Source organism: Nodosilinea sp. LEGE 06152 (genome assembly GCF_015207525.1).
In the GTDB taxonomy this organism is placed as follows: Bacteria; Cyanobacteriota; Cyanobacteriia; order Phormidesmidales; family Phormidesmidaceae; genus Nodosilinea.
In genome coordinates, this window is the sequence record NZ_JADEWR010000003.1 from 258122 (window position 1) to 276244 (window position 18123).

Annotated in this window: 13 protein-coding genes and 1 tRNA gene; 7 read left to right on the forward strand and 7 right to left on the reverse strand. The window is 51.4% G+C overall.

What is annotated here, in order from left to right; all coding sequences use genetic code 11:
• Positions 1–128: 128 nt before the first annotated feature.
• Positions 129–2063 carry a squalene--hopene cyclase gene (shc, locus tag IQ265_RS05990; protein ID WP_194051530.1) on the forward strand — a complete coding sequence of 645 codons (1935 nt, stop codon included), beginning with the start codon at positions 129–131 and terminating at the stop codon, positions 2061–2063.
• Positions 2064–2483: 420 nt separating this feature from the next.
• Positions 2484–3119, forward strand: coding sequence for an HPF/RaiA family ribosome-associated protein (locus tag IQ265_RS05995; protein ID WP_194051532.1), 636 nt, complete (start codon positions 2484–2486; stop codon positions 3117–3119).
• 162 nt (positions 3120–3281) lie between these two features.
• On the opposite strand, the gene IQ265_RS06000 is transcribed toward IQ265_RS05995, so the two are convergent.
• Both IQ265_RS06000 and IQ265_RS06005 read right to left on the reverse strand, forming a co-directional pair.
• Positions 3282–4286 carry a protochlorophyllide reductase gene (locus IQ265_RS06000; protein ID WP_194051534.1) on the reverse strand — a complete coding sequence of 335 codons (1005 nt, stop codon included), beginning with the start codon at positions 4284–4286 and terminating at the stop codon, positions 3282–3284.
• A 176-nt stretch (positions 4287–4462) separates the two neighbouring features.
• On the reverse strand, positions 4463–5926 hold the full coding sequence (locus IQ265_RS06005; protein WP_194051536.1) for a phosphoglucomutase/phosphomannomutase family protein: 1464 nt from the start codon (positions 5924–5926) through the stop codon (positions 4463–4465).
• A gap of 363 nt (positions 5927–6289) precedes the next feature.
• Here IQ265_RS06005 and IQ265_RS06010 point away from each other — a divergent pair.
• A tRNA-Pro gene (locus IQ265_RS06010) sits at positions 6290–6363 on the forward strand.
• A gap of 151 nt (positions 6364–6514) precedes the next feature.
• Positions 6515–7660, forward strand: coding sequence for a tyrosine-type recombinase/integrase (locus tag IQ265_RS06015; RefSeq protein ID WP_194051538.1), 1146 nt, complete (start codon positions 6515–6517; stop codon positions 7658–7660).
• Positions 7661–7670: 10 nt separating this feature from the next.
• On the opposite strand, the gene IQ265_RS06020 is transcribed toward IQ265_RS06015, so the two are convergent.
• Positions 7671–8306 (reverse strand): S24 family peptidase, encoded by a 636-nt coding sequence (locus IQ265_RS06020; RefSeq protein ID WP_194051540.1) that lies wholly within the window; start codon positions 8304–8306, stop codon positions 7671–7673.
• A 101-nt stretch (positions 8307–8407) separates the two neighbouring features.
• Here IQ265_RS06020 and IQ265_RS29840 point away from each other — a divergent pair, with 101 nt between their 5' ends.
• The 3 genes from IQ265_RS29840 (at position 8408) to IQ265_RS06035 (ending at position 11618) form a co-directional block, all read left to right on the forward strand.
• Positions 8408–8707 carry a helix-turn-helix domain-containing protein gene (locus IQ265_RS29840; RefSeq protein WP_194051542.1) on the forward strand — a complete coding sequence of 100 codons (300 nt, stop codon included), beginning with the start codon at positions 8408–8410 and terminating at the stop codon, positions 8705–8707.
• On the forward strand, positions 8613–8882 hold the full coding sequence (locus tag IQ265_RS29845) for a hypothetical protein (RefSeq protein WP_035984832.1): 270 nt from the start codon (positions 8613–8615) through the stop codon (positions 8880–8882). Before IQ265_RS29840 ends, IQ265_RS29845 begins: the two co-directional genes overlap by 95 nt.
• A gap of 330 nt (positions 8883–9212) precedes the next feature.
• Positions 9213–11618: a DUF3987 domain-containing protein gene (locus tag IQ265_RS06035; RefSeq protein WP_228037628.1), complete on the forward strand. Its 2406-nt coding sequence runs from the start codon at positions 9213–9215 to the stop codon at positions 11616–11618.
• Positions 11619–12578: 960 nt separating this feature from the next.
• Here IQ265_RS06035 and IQ265_RS06040 read toward each other — a convergent pair.
• The 4 genes from IQ265_RS06040 to IQ265_RS06055 all read right to left on the reverse strand — a co-directional run bounded on the left by IQ265_RS06040 (position 12579) and on the right by IQ265_RS06055 (position 17673).
• A complete protein-coding gene (locus IQ265_RS06040) occupies positions 12579–12809 on the reverse strand; it encodes a type II toxin-antitoxin system RelE/ParE family toxin (protein ID WP_194051546.1) in 231 nt (76 codons plus the stop codon).
• Positions 12809–13075: a type II toxin-antitoxin system ParD family antitoxin gene (locus IQ265_RS06045; protein ID WP_194051548.1), complete on the reverse strand. Its 267-nt coding sequence runs from the start codon at positions 13073–13075 to the stop codon at positions 12809–12811. Before IQ265_RS06045 ends, IQ265_RS06040 begins: the two co-directional genes overlap by 1 nt.
• 168 nt (positions 13076–13243) lie before the next feature.
• Entirely contained in the window at positions 13244–14179 is a 936-nt protein-coding gene (locus IQ265_RS06050) for a hypothetical protein (RefSeq protein WP_194051550.1), read from the reverse strand.
• The gene (locus IQ265_RS06055; protein WP_194051552.1) at positions 14176–17673 is read right to left on the reverse strand and encodes a hypothetical protein; all 3498 of its coding nucleotides are present in this window, start codon (positions 17671–17673) and stop codon (positions 14176–14178) included. The genes IQ265_RS06050 and IQ265_RS06055 overlap by 4 nt, the downstream gene beginning before the upstream one ends.
• Positions 17674–18123: the final 450 nt, after the last annotated feature.

An 18123-nucleotide genomic window follows, 5' to 3' on the forward strand; every position in this document is an offset into this window, starting at 1 on the left:
GCTAAACGCGAACCCATTGCCGAATCCTTTCAGATCGAAGTCCGTCCGTTTCAGCTATCTTTCCTTGGCAGGAGCATTTGCATTATGCTGCCTCAAGGATCGCAGCATTCAGGATGTGAGGGGTGGCCATGCAGACTCAAGAACCACAGCAGCTAACCGGGGTTGATCGGGCGATCGCCGCTGCCCAAAACTACCTGCTGGCCCTACAGCATCCCGACGGCTACTGGTGGGCCGAGCTAGAGTCGAACGTTACCATTACCGCTGAAATCATTCTGTTGCATAAGATCTGGGGCACCGACGGCGGGCGTCCTTTAGCTAAGGCCGAGCGCTACTTGCGATCGCATCAGCGACCCCACGGCGGTTGGGAACTGTTCCATGGCGACGGCGGCGACCTGAGCACCTCCGTCGAGGCCTATATGGCCCTGCGGGTGCTGGGGGTGCCCGCCAGCGATCCGGCTCTGTTGAGGGCGAAAGACTTTATTCTCCAGCGCGGCGGCATCAGCAAAACCCGCATTTTCACCAAGCTGCACCTGGCTCTGATTGGCTGCTACGACTGGCGCGGTCTGCCCTCGCTGCCCGCTTGGGTCATGCTGTTAGAGTCGCCCTCGCCCTTCACCATCTACGAACTGTCGAGCTGGGCGCGGGGCAGCACGGTGCCGCTGCTGGTGGTCTTTGACCAAAAGCCGGTTTATGTCATCGAGCCTGCCGTAACCCTCGATGAACTCTACGCCGAAGGTGTTGCCAACGTGCGCTGGGAACTGCCGAAAGCGGGCGACTGGAGCGACATTTTCGTTTGGCTCGACGGCGCGTTCAAGTTTGCCGAGTCGATTAACTTCACCCCGTTTCGCGACGAGGGTATTCGCAAAGCCGAGCAGTGGATTTTAGAACGGCAGGAGGCCACGGGCGACTGGGGCGGAATTATTCCCGCCATGCTGAACTCGATGCTGGCCCTGCGCTGCCTCGGCTACGATGTGAACGACCCAGTGGTGCGGCGTGGCCTACGGGCAATCGACAACTTTGCGGTCGAGACCGACGATACCTACTGGGTGCAGGCCTGCGTCTCCCCGGTGTGGGATACGGCGCTGGGTATGCGATCGCTGACCGATTCCGGCCTAGCCCCCGACCACCCCAGCCTGGTACGGGCGGGCGAATGGCTGCTGGAAAAGCAAATTCTCGACTACGGCGATTGGATCGTGAAAAATCCCCAGGGCAAGCCGGGGGGCTGGGCCTTTGAGTTTGACAACCGCTTCTACCCCGATGTGGACGATACGGCGGTGGTGGCTATGGCGCTGCAGGATGTCACCCTACCCGACGAGGCGCTGAAACGTGAGGCGATCGCCCGGGCCGTGCGCTGGGTCGCCACCATGCAGTGCAAAACCGGGGGCTGGGCCGCCTTTGACATCAACAACGACCAGGAGTGGATCAATGCCATTCCCTACGGCGACCTCAAAGCGATGATCGACCCCAGCACCGCCGACATTACCGCTCGGGTGCTGGAGATGCACGGTCGCCTCTGCCGCGAACCCGACCTGGCGGCCCGCTACGCCAGCGACCTCACCGCGCAGCGACTCGAACAGGGTTTAGCCTTTCTGCTCAACGAACAGGAGGCCGACGGCAGCTGGTTTGGCCGCTGGGGCGTCAACTACCTCTACGGCACCAGCGGGGCGCTGTCGGCCCTGGCCTTGATCGCGCCAGAACGCTGTCAAGGGGCGATTGCGCGCGGAGCCAACTGGCTCGTCAGCTGTCAAAACCCCGACGGCGGCTGGGGCGAAACCTGCCGCAGCTACGACGACCCCGCTCTCAAGGGCCAGGGGCCGAGCACGCCGTCGCAAACCGCCTGGGCGCTTCTGGGCTTAATCGACGCAGCGGATAGCGGTGTCGCCGCAGAGCCAGCCATCAAAAGGGGTATTCACTATTTGCTCACGACTCAAACCGCTGAGGGCACGTGGGACGAGCAGGAGTTTACGGGCACTGGCTTCCCCCGCCACTTCTATATCCGCTATCACCTGTACCGCCACCATTTTCCGCTGATGGCGCTAGGCCGCTATCGAGCGCGGGCTTGATGTACCGCAGCCCTTGCTTGGTAGGGGCATTGCTTGCAATGCCCCTACCAAGCAAGGGCCTAAACCATAGGACACTTGCAAGCAAGCCAATCTATTCAGTGTAGTGATTCATGGCTGTGGTTTATGCCCCATTAGCACCATTGTTGTGAACGGCTATATCCACCCCCTGGATGAGGGTGTAACCGATTGAAAATCGTTAGTTTAAATCAACTGTATAGCTGCTCAATCTGGGCGATCGCTGCGATCGCCAACCTGATCTGCTGACGCTTTTTGATCAGTTATTCTCGTCGCAGCCAGCCTACAGATTTGAGATCTACTGTGCCCATCAACGGGTATTCTTAGCCCCTTTGACACCCGAATTAACACTTAATTCGCAGCAAAGTGAGGGCTGCTGTCACGTTCTGATATCAACCATTTGTTATGCAAATTCCATTAGATATTACGTACCGCGATGTCGATAAAACCCCTGCTTTAGAAGCGCTAATTCGCTCTAAAGTGGATAAGCTGGAAGATGTGTGTGATCACATTATGGGGTGCCACATCGCCGTCGAACGCGCCCATTCTCACCCCAATCACGGGTCGCCCTACCGCGTACGGCTTGATTTAACCGTGCCCCCAGGCCACGAAATTGCGGTGGCCAAAAATCCTGGTGAAGGGGTGCAGTATGACTCCTTAGAAACAGTCATTCGAGATGCTTTTGACGCGGCTCGCCGCCAACTCAAAGAACTGACTGAAAGGCAGCAAAACCATACCAAGAGCCATCCTGAACAGGTCGTTGGTGGTATTATTAGCAAGCTGTTTCCCTCTCAGGGCTACGGATTTCTAAAAAGCCTAGACGGCCAAGACATATACTTTCACAGCAATAGCGTTTTGCACGACGACTTCGACCGCTTAACTGTAGGTGCTGGCGTTCAGTACTTTCTCTCAGAGGGCATTGATGGTCCCCAGGCCAGTACGGTGAGACTGCTGGATAAGCCCGGCATTCGCCCTCCCGAAGATCGTTCTGACCCGGCCCCTATTGAGGAACCCCAGGGATGGGGCTATCAGCAGGATTAATCCTAAATCCAACTCACAAAATTCTGAGTCAAAACCGATACCTGGTGGGGGGCGTTGGAGTGCAATGTCCCTACAAAGCGAGAGTATACAGTCAGAATTTAGCCTCAGGTGAGGCCTAGGACTCCGTGTGGCAGCTCTAGGCCTCACCTCAAGTAGGCGTGCTTAAACTGAACCGGCAGTGGCGGGCACGTTCTGCGCCGTTTCGTTATCTAGCCCTACCAGTCGGGCGCTCAGCTCCCACAGTTTGCGGGCCTTGGCGTCGTCCTGGGCTTCGTTTGAGACTTCTTGGGCAAAAGAGCGGCGACCGGGCTTTTGGCGGTTGCCCCAGCTCCAGTACATGCCCGACTCTTTGAGTTCGGCGTCGGTGACAACATCGGCCACCCGCTCGCCCGCCAGCTTTTGGGTTACATAGCCGCCCGTAACGTTCTTTTGAAACCAGGGGAAGATGGTCTGAAACGCCTTGAAGTGGTTGCGGAATAGGGGCGTGTCGGCCACGCAGCCGGGGTACAGCGAGCTAAAGGTAATGCCGGTTTCGTCGTGGTAGCGGCGGTGCAGCTCGCGCATGGTGAGTACATTGCAGAGCTTGCTGTCTTTGTAGGCTTTGCCCGACTTGAACTTTTTGCCGTTGATCATCGAGATGGGGGCTTTGAACCCGGCCTCAAAGCCCTCCAGATTGCCCAGGTCAGGGGGGGCGGGAATGGGGATCTTGCCGCCCAGTTCTTTGGGGTTGGCGGTCACGGTGCCGAGGATGATCAGGCGCTTGTCGGCGGCGGGGGAAGCTTTGATGTCATCCAGCAGGAGGTTACACAGCAGGAAGTGGCCCAGGTGGTTGGTGGCCACGCTGATTTCGTAGCCATCCTCGCTGTACATCGGCTCTTTGAGCAAAGGGTAGTAGACGGCGGCATTGCACACCAGCGATTCTAGGCTGCGCCCTGTGGACCGAAAGTCGCTGACAAACTGGCGCACGCTGGCCAGGGAACCTAAGTCGAGGTGAATGATGCTGTAGCTGCCGTTCGGCATGCCGATTTCCTGGGCCACCTGCTTGGTTTTATCGATATTGCGGCAGGCCATGACTACGTGCCAACCGCGATCGGCCAAAGCTTTGGCAGCGTTTAGCCCCACCCCAGATGAAGCGCCGGTAACGATGACTGTTTTCTGCTGTTCCATGACTATCCAAAGACTGAAAAATCGCTTGTAATTTTCCAGTGTTAAGGATTGCACAGACACTAAGGCAATGTCTTAACGTTTTTTGAGGTGTTGTTACATAGGGTATAGGGTTCAAGGTGCAGGGTATAAGGCAGAACTCCGACATCCAAACCGTGAACCCTATACCTTGAACCCCTCTAGGTAAATGAACTCGCCCAATCCTTCGCCCAGTGCAGGTGCTTGTGAACCTCGTCGAGGGTTTGGGCCTCGCTGTAGAGACGCAGCACGGGCTCGGTGCCGCTAAAGCGGATCAGCAGCCAGCTGTCGTCGGCCAGGGTGAGCTTGTAGCCGTCGATGTCGAGGATGTGGGTGACGGCTTTGCCCGCGACCTCGGTCGGCGGTGCAGTAGCCAGAGATTCGAGCAGCTTGGCCTGCACGTCCATGCTGGCCAGGGGCAGGTCAATGCGATCGTACTCGGAGAAGTAGTCAACTTTCTCCTGCAGGGTGCGGTAGTAGTCGCTGAGGTCCATGCCAGAGGCGACGACGGCCTCTAGCACGTAGAGGGCCGACATCAGCGCGTCGCGCTCGGGGATGTGGTGGCCGTAGCCAATGCCGCCCGACTCTTCGCCACCGAGCAGCACCTTGGCCTCCTGCATGCGATCGGCGATGTACTTGTAGCCTACGGCGGTTTCGTACAGCTCCAGACCGTTGAGCCTAGCCACCGCCGGAATCAGGTTGGAGCCGCTGATGGTTTTGACAATTTCGCCGCTGTAGCCGCGCCGCGACTTCAGGTGGTCGATCAGGATGGGAATCAGAATCTGGGAGCTGAGGAAGTTGCCTTGGCCATCGACGGCGGCAATGCGATCGCTGTCGCCATCAAAGACCAACCCGACCTTAACGCCCGCCTGGGCCGGATACTCCTTGACCGTCTCCAGCATTTCGCCCAGGTACTTGGGCAGGGGCTCGGGTGGGTTACCGCCAAACAGCGGGTCGGCATCGCTGTGCAGCTCGTGAACGCTGGCTTCGCCCAGCAGACGGGGCAGACCACCACTGGCAGACCCGTACATCACATCGGCAAACACCGTGAGCTGGCCGCTCGAAATCGCCTTTTGAATAGCGGCCACATCGACCTCGGCCTGGAGCGCTTCGCAGTAGGCGGGCCAGGGGTCAAAGGTTTCGATTTGGCCGGGTTTGCCGAGGGGGGCGGGCGGATTGGGCAGCAGCGCCTCTACCTGCTTGGTCACCTCAGGGGAAACCGAGCCGCCAAAGGCTCCTTTGATCTTGAGCCCTGAGTAGGTGGGGGGGTTGTGGCTGGCGGTGATGACGATCGCCCCCAGCAGCCCCTGGTGCTTGGCGGCGTAGCTAAAGGCAGGGGTGGGAGCGTAGTCTTGGGAGAGCAGTACGTCAAACCCCTGAGCCGCGATCGCCTCGGCAGCGGTACGGGCAAACTCAGCCCCCAAAAAGCGGCGATCGTAACCCACCGCCACGGTGCGGCTGCCGGTTTCGGCCCCAAAGCAGCGGTGCAAGACCTGGGCCGATAACGCCGCCACCTGAGCCACCCGCTCGAAGGTGAAGTCGGCGGCAATAATGCCGCGCCAGCCATCGGTGCCAAATTTGATGGGCTTTGGGGTAGCTGGAATGGGGCCTGAGGGTGCTGCCATAGCAGATTCCAAATGTCGAGGGTAAAGAGCAGATTTTCTCTGAGTTTACCCGCTTACTTCGGCGGTGACACGGCTGCGGCTGCGGCACTACGCACAATTTACCGAACCCGCTCGTTTTGCCGGAAAGGGTTGAAAGATTGGTGAATTGTCCTGAAGCGATCGCGGCCCGGGCGCAAATGCTAGGTGCGTTGGCGGGCAGCGCCACTGCTTAACAAGGAATGATGGCCGGTCTGGATCTCAGGCGAGGCGGATATTTGAGCTAAATGTGGAATGTCACAGGCTTTAGACGCTACGAATTGCCGCTGCCGACCTAACTATTTGCCAACGGGGGGGGTCTGCTGTGCTACCCTAGTCAAGTAAAAACGGGATGTAGCGCAGCTTGGTAGCGCACTTCGTTCGGGACGAAGGGGCCGTGGGTTCGAATCCCGCCATCCCGATTCTTCTAAAACCTACTGCGGAAGCGCCTTGTAGCCGACGCATCAACCTTTTGATGACCCTAACATATTGTCAATAGGGGGGGTGAGGTTGGCTACTTTTGGACGCTTTTGGACGTCTGAGTGGTAGGAAATTGGTAGGAAGATGACTACTATGCAACCCCCCGTAGCGGCACGCCCGACGCTGATCCGCGACCTAGATAGAAGCCTTGTCAAAGTAGAAAGCGATAAAGGCAGGCTGAGATTACGCTTTACCTATGGAGGCACACGCCATTACATAGCCGTTGGCTTGCCTGATTCCCGAGTTAATCGCATCGTGGCCCAGCAGAAGGCGACTCAGATCGAACTGGATATTGCCTCCGGCAACTTTGATGAGACCCTCAGGAAGTACAAGCCACCCAAAGCTGTCGCTAAAAAGCGCGAGGCAACCACCGTGACTGGGTTATTTGAGAAATTCACAGCGGTTCAGACCAAAGCCAAAGACTTACAGGTGGGCAGTCTGTGCCGATATGGAGCTACGCGGCGACATTTAGACGCATTTTTCTTAACTAAGCCAGCAGACGCTGTGGATGAGGACAGTGCCACCGCTTTTGCCGAGTACTTGCGAAAGCGAGTGGTCGAACGAACGGCCAAAGACTACCTAACCCTAGTTAAGTCCTGTTGGAACTGGGCTGAGCAGACACTCGGACAAAACCCCTGGGCATCCGTTCTAGAGAGGGTGAAACCAGCCCCTAAGCAGAAGGTTAAGCCATTTACATTGGCTGAGGTTCAAGCTATCTTGGCGGCGTTTAGAACGGATCGTTACTACCAGCACTACGCCGACTTTGTGACGTTCCTATTCGGTACAGGCTGTCGTTTTGGGGAAGCTGTAGCCCTAAAATGGAAGCACATTGCCGATGACTACTCAACGGTATGGATTGGCGAATCTGTTTCTAGAGGAGTCCGTAAGACCACCAAAACGGGGAAGGATCGGACGATAACCCTTACCCCCACGGTGGCAGAGATGCTATCTGCTAGAAAACCTACCAACGTGGATCCTGAAGCATCAGTTTTTCCATCGCCGAAGGGAAAGCTCCTCAACGACCATACCTTTCGTCGCCGAGCCTGGACAAAAATCTTGACCCGGCTCGAAATCACCTATCGGAAACCTTACTCTACCCGCCATACTGCCATTAGCCATGCTCTAGCGAATGGCGCAAATCCTCTAGCGGTAGCAGAGCAAACAGGTCACGATCCTCAAATTTTGTTCAAACACTATGCCTCCGTCATTCAGAAATCTGCCGTGATGGTGGAATTTTAAAGCGCTAGCTTTATAGCTTGTGTCCGGCCCAAACTACCCTGCCCATGATGCTTAGGCCATTCGACTTGCTAGACAGGTCTAAGGAAAAAGCTTCGTAGGCAGGGTTATCACTTAGCACCCGGAAGTTATTTTCGGGGATGTACTGCAAGCGCTTAATCAAAATTCGCTCATTTAGCTTAAACAGGAAAAGTCCATGGTCGATGGCCGCTAACTCCCTAACGCTGGTATCTACTAGTACTAGGTCTCCGAGAACCAGGGTAGGCTCCATGCTTTCATCCTGAACTTGGGTGAGGAGTAAATGGTCATAAGACTTTGGGAACTCAGACTTTAGCCAGTCCGTCTGGAAAGCTAGCGGATCCTTATAGATATACTCTTTGGATTCTCCTTCTCTCAAGCTGCTGCAACTAGGCTGACCGCCAGCCAGCCATTCTACGCTGACGTTTGCCGTGCGTGCTATGGCGAGCAGTGCGGGTCGGGTAGGTTCGCTTTGGCCGTTGAGGTATTGGCGCAAAACTGTGTCAGAGAATCCACAACTTCGTGCAAATCCTCGAATGCTATTCTCTCCTACAGCTTGCTTTAATCGCTGTGGGAAACTGTTTGAGTCGGCTAATACTGCCTGCCCCTCATCAGAAGGTGTGTTATCCATTGTAAGTCCAGGGATTACTATTGCAAATCATAGCGCTTGACATGCGCGTTATTAATTGTTAGCTTCATCGATATACAAATTGATGGAGCTTTGTTGATCTTATGCACGTAGAGGACATTAAGGCAGCTCTTCGTAAGCAAGGCTGGACATTAGCTGGCATTGCTAAGGAACTCGGTGTGGGGCCTTCTGCCATTTCCCATGCCCTGACGAGACAACGGTCTCGCAGGGTTGAAAAAGTGATCGCGGCCAAGCTCGGCCTGTCTCCTCGGGAGATCTGGCCTCAACGTTACAAAGGAGGGGCAACCCATGAATCAGTTTGTCAGCAAGCAGGAAGCGTTACAGTACCTCAATCTCAGCAGCACTACCTTAAAAAAATACAGATTGCAGGGCCTGTTAATTGAGGGCATTCACTGGGTTCGCATTAATAGCCGCTGTACCCGCTACAACTTGGAACTCATCAAAGATTGGCTCCAAAACCGCCATGACCCAGTGGCCCATCAGCGAGCTATCGAAGTCTATCAGGCCAGTTTGTTGAGTAACCAGCGAAAAGTTCCACAGCGGTCTAATCGTCGATAACCTCAGGGACATCAAGCTGCCTTGATATCTCGATAGTCCATCAAGTATGTGATGAAGAGCTAGGTTTAGCATCTCATTCTTGAGGCCTAGGAAAAAACACCCTAACTACAACGCAGTCAGGGTGTCGGACTTTCTTTGTTTATTTTCTGAGCCAGGCTAATCAACATCCTGATGTGGTTTTCGCCGAACCAGCCAGGGCATTAATCTGCTGCTAGAAGTAGTGTCTTCAACTATAGCAAAGACATTGAAAATGTCCACTCTGGGCACAGCTTACGGTTAAAAACAGCTGGTCGATTGTGATGGCCTGGCTCCTAAATTTAGGAGCTAACCATGGCACAGTACATTTACTCGGGGCGATCGCGCTCCTGTCCAATCTGTGGACGCACCAAAGACCAAGACTGCCGCTGGAATGAGGAGGTGGTGTTCTGCCACACCCACGTAGACCAGGATGAAGCGGTAGACGGCTATGTTTATCGAGGCCCAACAGCCGATGGCATGTGGGGGCAATACTTTGCAGCCACCGCCTCACCCGAGAAGCCGGTTCGCCCCCAGCAGCGGCAGGACTATTTCTATCCCAGCCGAACCGGGCAGCCGCTGGTGAAGGTGACTCGGGTGGATCGGGGCAATGGTGCAAAGTTTTTTGTGCAGTACCACTGGAATGGGCAGCAGTGGGTCAAGGGGCTGACCCCTGAGATTCGAGCCCAGGTGCCAATTTACCGGTACCGCGATGTCCAGAATGCCATATCCATCGGTCAACCCATCTGGATGGTGGAAGGGGAAGGCTGCGCGGATGCCCTATGGAACATTGGCATTCCTGCAACAACTACTCTGGGTGGCTCGAAGAAGTACCGCAGCTATGGCGATTACCGTCAAGATTTGCAGATGGCCCATCTGGTGCTGTGCCCAGATCGCGACCAGGTCGGTATTGCTCACATGGCGGAAGTCGCCCAAGACTTTCCCTCGGCCCAGTGGTGCTACCCCTACCCTGACAGCCTGCGTTGGCAAAACCTGCCGAAGCATGGCGGGCTGGACGTGGTGGACTGGATTCACGATGGGGCCACAGCGGAGCAGATTCGAGCGGCGGTGCAAGACCGGCGGCAGCTGGAAGTCAGTTCTACTCAAGACCCCAGGCGATTGACGGTGCAGGCTTTGCAAGACCAGATTCGCACCTATCTGGGCACCAGCCCCACCGAACTGGCCCTGGCGGCGCAGGTGGTGCAGTGGCACCAGGAGACGGGGCTATCAGGCAGGGATATCGGTAACCTGGTCACCCTGGTGCAGGCGGAACTGGAGCAAACCGAAGAGCGGGACGATCGCCGAGCCGAGATTCACCAGCTGCTCAAAATTGGCGACTACCAGCTGTGCCTGGGGGAGTATCTTCACGCTGAGTTGGCAGAACCCTTGGAGCAGATCGCGGACTGGATTGGGGCGACGCCAGCGGCGATGCTGGTGACGCTGCTGCCGGTGGCGGCATCATTGCTGCGGGTGGGTACGGAGCTAGAGATTGATGCTGGGATGGGGTTCTCCGTGCCGCCGATTGTATTCACGGGGCTGGTGGCCCCCTCGGGCAGTAAGAAGAGCCCAATTCAGCGACAGATTTTGGGGCCGCTCTCACTGCTCCAGGCGGAGGCCGATCAGGATTATGCGTATGCAGCTTCGGAGTATGAGGTTGACCTGCGGGATTGGGAGCAAACCCGAGCAGAGGACAGGGGCATTCGCCCGAGGAAGCCGATGCCACGGGAGTATCACACCTCGGATGCGACACGGGAGGCGATCGCTCGTATCCAGTCCCAGCAGCCGGAGCGGGGCATTTTGGTGACGCCGGATGAGCTGGCAGGTCTGTTCAAGGGGCAGAACCAGTATCGCAATGGTCGAGGGAACGATAAGGAGTCGCTGCTGACGGCCTTTGATGGCTCGGGGCTGAAGGTGGATCGGGCTAGCGGTTTGCGCATCAGCCTGCCGCGCACCAGTCTGAGCCTGACGGGGACGATTCAGCCCGATATTCTGCGGGAGATGATGGGGGATTGCTCGGATGCCAGTGGACAGTGGGCGCGTTTTTTATGGTGTTTACTGCCGCTGAAGCCTGCGCCCTTTCCCCGGCAGACGGTGCGCCATGACGTGTCGGAGCGGCTCTATGGCCTCTACCAGCAGTTGGAGGGATTGACGGCCCAGTGCTACCGGCTGAGCCCTGAGGCCAAGGCATTGTTTGCAGACTGGTATGACCAGTTGGATCAGCTGCGGGTGACGGAAACGCACCCCGGCTTGCAGGCGGTCTATTCCAAAATGCAGGGCTACACGGGGCGGCTGGCGCTGATTCTGCACTGCCTGAATGCGGCGGTGGAGGGGCGTTTGCCGAACCATGCAATGGAAGTGAGCCAGATGCAATCGGCAATTAAGCTGGGGCGTTGGTTCATTGGCCAGGTGAAGCTGCTCTATGCGGACGGGAATACGGTAGACGGGGCGCTGGAGCCGGTCTATACGAAGCTGATTCAGCTCTCGCGGGTGCGGGGCTGGCTGCGGGCAAAGGATGTGCGAAATTATGAGCGCAGCTTACGGAAGGCGGGAGTGGAGGTAATTCGTGCTCATTTTCTGGAGCTGGAGGCGATGGGGTATGGGGAAACCCAGGGAATGGGGAATCGGCTGCGGTGGCGGGCAACGGTAGACGCGGTAGACAGATTTGAGGAAACGGTAGACGGGGTGTCTACCGCTGAAGGTGTTGATGGGCAAGGGTTATAGCGAAACGGTAGACAAGTAGACAAGGTTTACCAAGGGGGAATTGCCAGGAAAGTGTCTACCGTCTACCGAAATGGCTGAAGAGATTGTGGATAAAGGCTTTTGCCCGGTAGACAGGGTGTCTACCGGGCGTCTACCGTGTCTACCGAAAGTCGATTACTCCTCGTCGTTGTCTGTGAACAAACTCGTTAGGTCGCGGTAGCCACTGACGACTCGCAAGATGTCTACTCTAGATTCGGTTGCGGTAAAGAGAATGAGGCGTTGCTGATTCAGGGTATGAAGCGACGGCTCAAATCTTTGAAAACTCCTTCCGGATTTCGCAAATTCATACTGCCATTCAGCAACGCCGCCTAAGCTACGAGCACGTAGGCCAACACGGCGCGTGCAGCCTTAAAGCAATCTTCTTGATGACCACCGAGTGCACAGAGCCTGAGTTCACTAATCTCAAAGAAGAATTAGAAGAGTTAGGTTATAGGCTGAACGTAGTATACGGCTGCACAAAAGAGCATCAGGATGCGAGACAACGCGCTCTCAATGATGCAATGACCACTGCTTAAGTAGGAGAGATCACATGCAGATCGAATTTCCCGACCATTTAGTACCCACCGTAGATAAGTCAGTGAAGGCTTTGAGTGACCAAGCCTTTTTATCAAGTGAGGACCGAACAGTACTTGTCCTGCTTCGAGAACTGCAGCAAGCCATTAGTGTTAGCAAGAGCAAAGAGGAGTAATGGCTAAAATTATGACCCGCTGGGAGACTTTCTCATACGATGTCTTGGGCAACAAGCACGATGGGTACGAGGTCAACAACACCTACAGAGGTGAAGAAGTTGACCTAGCCCTTGAGTTAAAAGGCTACAACCAGGGCACCCCGCATGGCCTCCTAAATCCCCTAATTCTGGGGGGCTTTGAGACTCTGGCTCCCCCCAAAATTGGGGGACTGGGGGGGCAAATCATACTTGCGTTAAGCAACGCCGAGAATGAGGTAGCTCTCCATTGAGAGGCTGCGCAGCTCTGGGAGAATTTCGCCGCGTGGTCGCCCCATGTTAGGGAATTGGGTAATTCTGGCGTATTTGGCATTGAGCTTTGAGAGGAAGCGCTCGGCCTGTTGGAGCCCAGTCTGACCGGCGATGTAGTCTGCAATAGCCTCAATGTGTTGAATGGCAGGCTGAGTTAGGTAAAACTGAGGGGGCATTATTTGGCGGAGGCGTGGCGAGACCGCAGGTTTTCTTGAATCTGGGCCATGGCGGTGGGGCCTTCAACGAGTTCGCCGCGCTGGGCTGCTTCCCAACCAATCTGGGCATCTTGCTGGAGTTCGGGGAGTCGCCCTTGATAAATGTCGTCTTGCTGGTCGAGTAGGTGAATGCCTGCCGTGATGACGTCTAGGGCAGATTGGTATTTGCCAGAGGCAAGCTGGCGTTGGATGAGTTGCTCTAGTTCAGAGGGAAGAACTATTTGCATAGAGACTTCAATAGAGTAGCTGAACTTATTTTCAATTGTAACCTTTATGGATATTAGCTGAGTAGCGTTACTCAATACCAACACTCAGGACAGATTTTGACCGGCAATGGTAGAATTTGGGTTTCACCCCTCTTTCACGGCAGTCTAGCTAACGAAGAAACAAGAAGGTTAACCCTTGTCCTTTATCTTATTTTTTTTTAGCTCATTCAAGAGCTCATCTTTTGTTAAATATGAATTATTCCGAAATAAGTTTCGGGCTAATCCAAGTAATTTTCCAATTTCTCGATCACCAGCTTCAACATGAAAAACCTGAATAATATCATCAGTGCCAAGTGGCATCAAAATTTCGGTTTTATCCAGCAATGTATCTAGAATACATCTTTTCACATTCTCTTTAAAGTCATCCGAATTAGTAAGTGATTGTAAGTATCGATCCCATTGGCTTTGATAGCGTTTTCGAATGGTTGTAACTTGCTTTTGACCTTCAATGCCCAAGTCACTCATTAGTTCTCGAATTAAAGCGTCATAATCCCAAGGTGAAAGTCTCTTTTCTCGCCTTAACTTCCACTGCTCCAACATTTCATTGCAAGACTCATCATCCTTAATAAATAATAAGCATTGATGTAAAGCATCAAAAAATTTCTCTGCTTCATTAACAAGCTGTAGTAAACATATTTGCCAGTCCTTGTCCTCGCTTGGAGCAAGAAGTCTACAGGTTGAATCAAACCATTTCTGGCAAACTTGATGGGTTCGGCGGTCAGGTTCACTATTATGACTAACTACGCTGTGCTGGGCAATAGTTCTTAGTGCTCGTACCAGTTTTGGATGTTCTCTACACAAGCCATCTGGATCGAGCCCATAAGCTTGGAATAAATCAATAAGAAATTGAATATCAGCCTTTTTACCAAATTCCCAATAAAGAACATATAGCCATGATACTAAGCGCTGAAATTGACACTCCCATAGACTATCTTGAGAAAGTGGTATACTCGCCAAGCCAAACAGTTGGATACTGTTATCAAGTTGTGTTGCAAATTTGTTCAGTGTTTGCTGCCGATTCAGCAAGCTTTGTAGCAAAACAGGATATTCGAAGGATTGTTTCATCGCTTATGTACAGGCTTTAGCTTACGTTCCGTATATTGTTTGTAGTATCCAACTGGATCTGCAATCGGGCCGAGAAAGTTAAAAGCAATATAAAACTCATTTATCACTTCTCCAGGACGAATATCTGGCCTGCCAAACTGCTGAGGCACAAATTTGATCTTCTGACGTTGAAGCTCTGCCACATAAATCAAGCCAGGATCCCTTGGATTTCCCCGTCGCCAATCAACAGTCCCACTATAAAGCTTGGGTTTTCCAGCAGTATCACTTGCAAGATAACTACGAATAATGCGTCTTCTTCCTGTCCCAGTCTCAGAAACCTCTAATTGCTTAAAGACTTCTAAAGAAGTTGCAATATGATTAAGGTGGAATTCTGCTATGCCCTGAAGATATGTGAGAGAAGAGTTCTCATAAAACTCATTAGTTAACATTAGATCTTTCAAAAGTTCAGAAAGATACCTCCAATCTTTCGTGCTAAATGGCAATGTTTGGCGCTCATCATAAAACAAGCGCCGCCCAGTTTTACTAAGCCACCATATTCGCAATAAAAAATAAAGCGCTTTTGCATTTTTCTTGAGCACATCATAATGCTCTTTTAGCTGATCGAGAACTATGTAACATTCCTGGATTTGAGCTTGAGAAAGCTGATCCTCAAATAGAAAATCATGAACTTTTTCATAGCCTTCTAAATGATAAGCCGCTGCAGGATCCAGTTTTAATAGCTCTTGCATCGCACTCTCAGACAGTTCGACTTTTCCAGTTAGTTCTGCAACTTGTCTTCGTCGCTTCTGAAAGTCAGTTTGCTGCTTAGGTGGAAAGTTTTCTAAGCTTGCTAATGTGAAAGCATGGTAAATATTCGCTTCAACTTCTATTTTCAAGGTTGGATCAGAGGCCATTTTGTCTAAAGCAGTAATACTTGTCCAACTTAGAATGTCAATTGGATAATAGTTTTCGGGATCTAGCTTGAAGGCTTCAAATGCCATTTGATGAGAATTACTCAAACATTCCTTGGCTATGGTTGGATTGTTTCTATCTTCCAAGAAGTGCTTAAATTTTGTTCCCAAAACTGCCGACAATTCAACTAATAAGCGATTTCGCCGCTGCTTATTGAATACATCTGACTCTAAAGAGTCCAAAGCTTCCTTCAAAACTCTCTCTGCTTTATTGAGTAGAGCTTCACATTTGATTAACTGGGGCAAATCTTGCTCGGGATGTTCGCGCAACCTCCTAGTTGCTTGTATAACTGATTCCCTTAAAAGGGTTGCTTCTTGCAACATTAAACTTGTGTTTTGGATTCCCTGCTGAGTTCTCATTTGTTCTAAAACATCAGCAAGTTTCTCATATTGAGGAGTAAAATAATGTGGGTCAAGGCCGTTAGGTCCCATGCTCCGTATAAGATTAAGAGCAAATAGTAATTCAGGCTCACTACGACCTGAACTTCTTTCACGTATTTTCAGAAATAGCTCTTTTGCATACTCAACCTCGGATTCCGCACTTCCAAGCAAAGAACGAACAATCTGTTCTGCCTCAAGTCGGTGACGTGGGCCTAGTTCAATATCGCCAATTTCATCCTCGTACCAACAAATAATATCAGTTTTAAGTTGCTTGATCAAGCCAATTAAATCAGTGATGTTATTTCCGCTGAGAACGCGTGCCAAGATTTCAAGCGGTATATTTAATCCGAATCGTCCTGGCACCATAACAAGGCGAACTAGCTTTTGTAATTGTGTTACTGTTTCACCTGCAATATCTTCTGTTTCTAAATCGATAAGTTGCTCTTTCTGAATAAAACCAGCCTGAAGTAATGCAACAGCAAAAGAAGTTTTAGGTGAAGATTGTGAATAATTGGCTGTAAGATCTTGCTCTACAAAACGAACTTCTCGCGTTAAACTCTCTTGAATTTGTCCACGAGTAGGTGGTAATAACCTGTAGAGCGCTACTAAAAAGCGATCACTATCAAGGAAATGAGAACTCCGGAGTATTTGCTCAGATTGTGGCGCGAACCTTTCAAGGTATTTTATGAATCTATCTTTTTCGGAAATTGACCCCTCAGGAGCAGCTTTACTCAATACTGCCGGTGCCTCTACAGAGCTATTAGTAATCTGATTCTCGCTTTGCTGTTGGTAAATACTGCCAACTAAAATAGCTTTACGGCCTCGTCCTGCCAACCATTTTGCCAATTCATAATACTGAGGTTGGTCTACAATTCCATCCCAGACAATTAAGGTTGATGATGCACCACTATCCTCGACCCAGCTGCAAAACGCTTCTAAATCTGAGTAAAGCGGTGCTCTAGACTTATGCGCTATAAACAGGACTGGGTAATGTTGATTTTGGCGTACTTGATAGGCAAGCCACCCTAAAGCTATGCTCTTACCTGTTCCAGGCGATCCATAAAGTAGTATAGGTTCTTCTTGAAGTTCGTTGGAGGCAAGTTTTTTGATTGTGAAATCATATAAATTTTTGTGGAAGTCTCTTTGGAAAGCAAAGCCTCTGTAATAGCCTGTCCAAATAGGTTTTATACTAGATTCAGCAAGAAAACGCCTAAATTCAGTATACAAGCGATTCTCGCTGATATTACTAGGTTCTGCTACAACTGTGTCGTCTAAAATAATAGCTGTTCTAGAAACTTGATTCCAAAGCTCTAGTGGAACTGTTAGTGATTTAGACTCTAATCGAATTTGCCTCCCATACTCTTCTTGTTCAGGTGGCTCTCCGAGTACCAACTTACCTGCTTCAGATGCTTGGATCAAATAAGTAGATAGACTTTCTGTATGAAATACAATCTTACCCTTTTGAGCAAAACGGCTTAGTCTCCTGTTTTGCCTAAGATTCTCAGTTGCGCTAAATAAATGAACTTGTTCAATATTAAGAGAATTAAGGATTGCAGCAAACTTCTCAGGTTGAAACCAGTCAGCATCCCCTGCGTATCCTTCAATAACTAGTATGCCCAGTGGTGTAATAAGTTCCGGCAATCGGAGACTCAAGCTTGTAGCTATTGCCTGTCGAATATCGAGATTTTCTTCTTCTAATGGGGGTTGCTTTCTAGGCTCATTTTGATTAACACAACCATATAAGAAAGTGCAGTGCAAATGGTGGCGATTTCGAGCATCTAAAGGATTTAAATCGACATCATATAATGGTTGTAAGTCTCGCCAAGACATTCGGAAGGCGCTTTGCCAAATACTGTCTATTGCAGAAGTATAAACGCCACTCCAAGGAAAACTGGCAACGATTTCTAACCATTCGGGCTTGGGAAATCGGTTACATCTTTCCTGCATCCAAGCTAAAGCAGATTCTGGGGATTCATAAGCACTGCTGCCAAGCATCTGCCAATAATTTTCAGGTTCATTGACACCATCTCCATACTTCCTAATGATTTCTGCAAGCAGTGGATCCCGTCCTGTTTCTAGTGATAAGTAACGTTGCCCCAAAAACAAAAAGGCAGGTCTTCCATGATGTAATTTTTCATAAAGTTCATCACTCTTTGTTTTCATTAGTTTTCCTTTGGTGCGTTCTGCACCTGGTACAAAAAATCAAAAGCTTAACTAGCAGCAATGATTGATCACTTCTCTTCCTTGAACGTTAGAGCTTTAACTTGCCGTGATATTTAGTTCAGTCCATTCAATCCTGAATCAGAAAAATGCAATTGATCTTGTCAATTTAGGATTGCTCCGGTTCTAAGTTCTAAACTTGTTGAGATAGCTGAACAATGACCTGTAATTAGAGTATTCATAATATTCTTGCGTAATTAACACGCACTTTAGACGTCTGTCATAGCTTCTTAAGCAAGATAATCTCCAAATTTGCAACAGTGTGTACGACTATTATGGAAGATTTATGTTCTGGTGAGAGTGCTTGGAGACTCGATCTCGCCATCAAAAGAAACTTTTTATGCAAAATCCCCAGATTCTCCATGAATTAGGGGGAGTCAATCTCAGTTAACC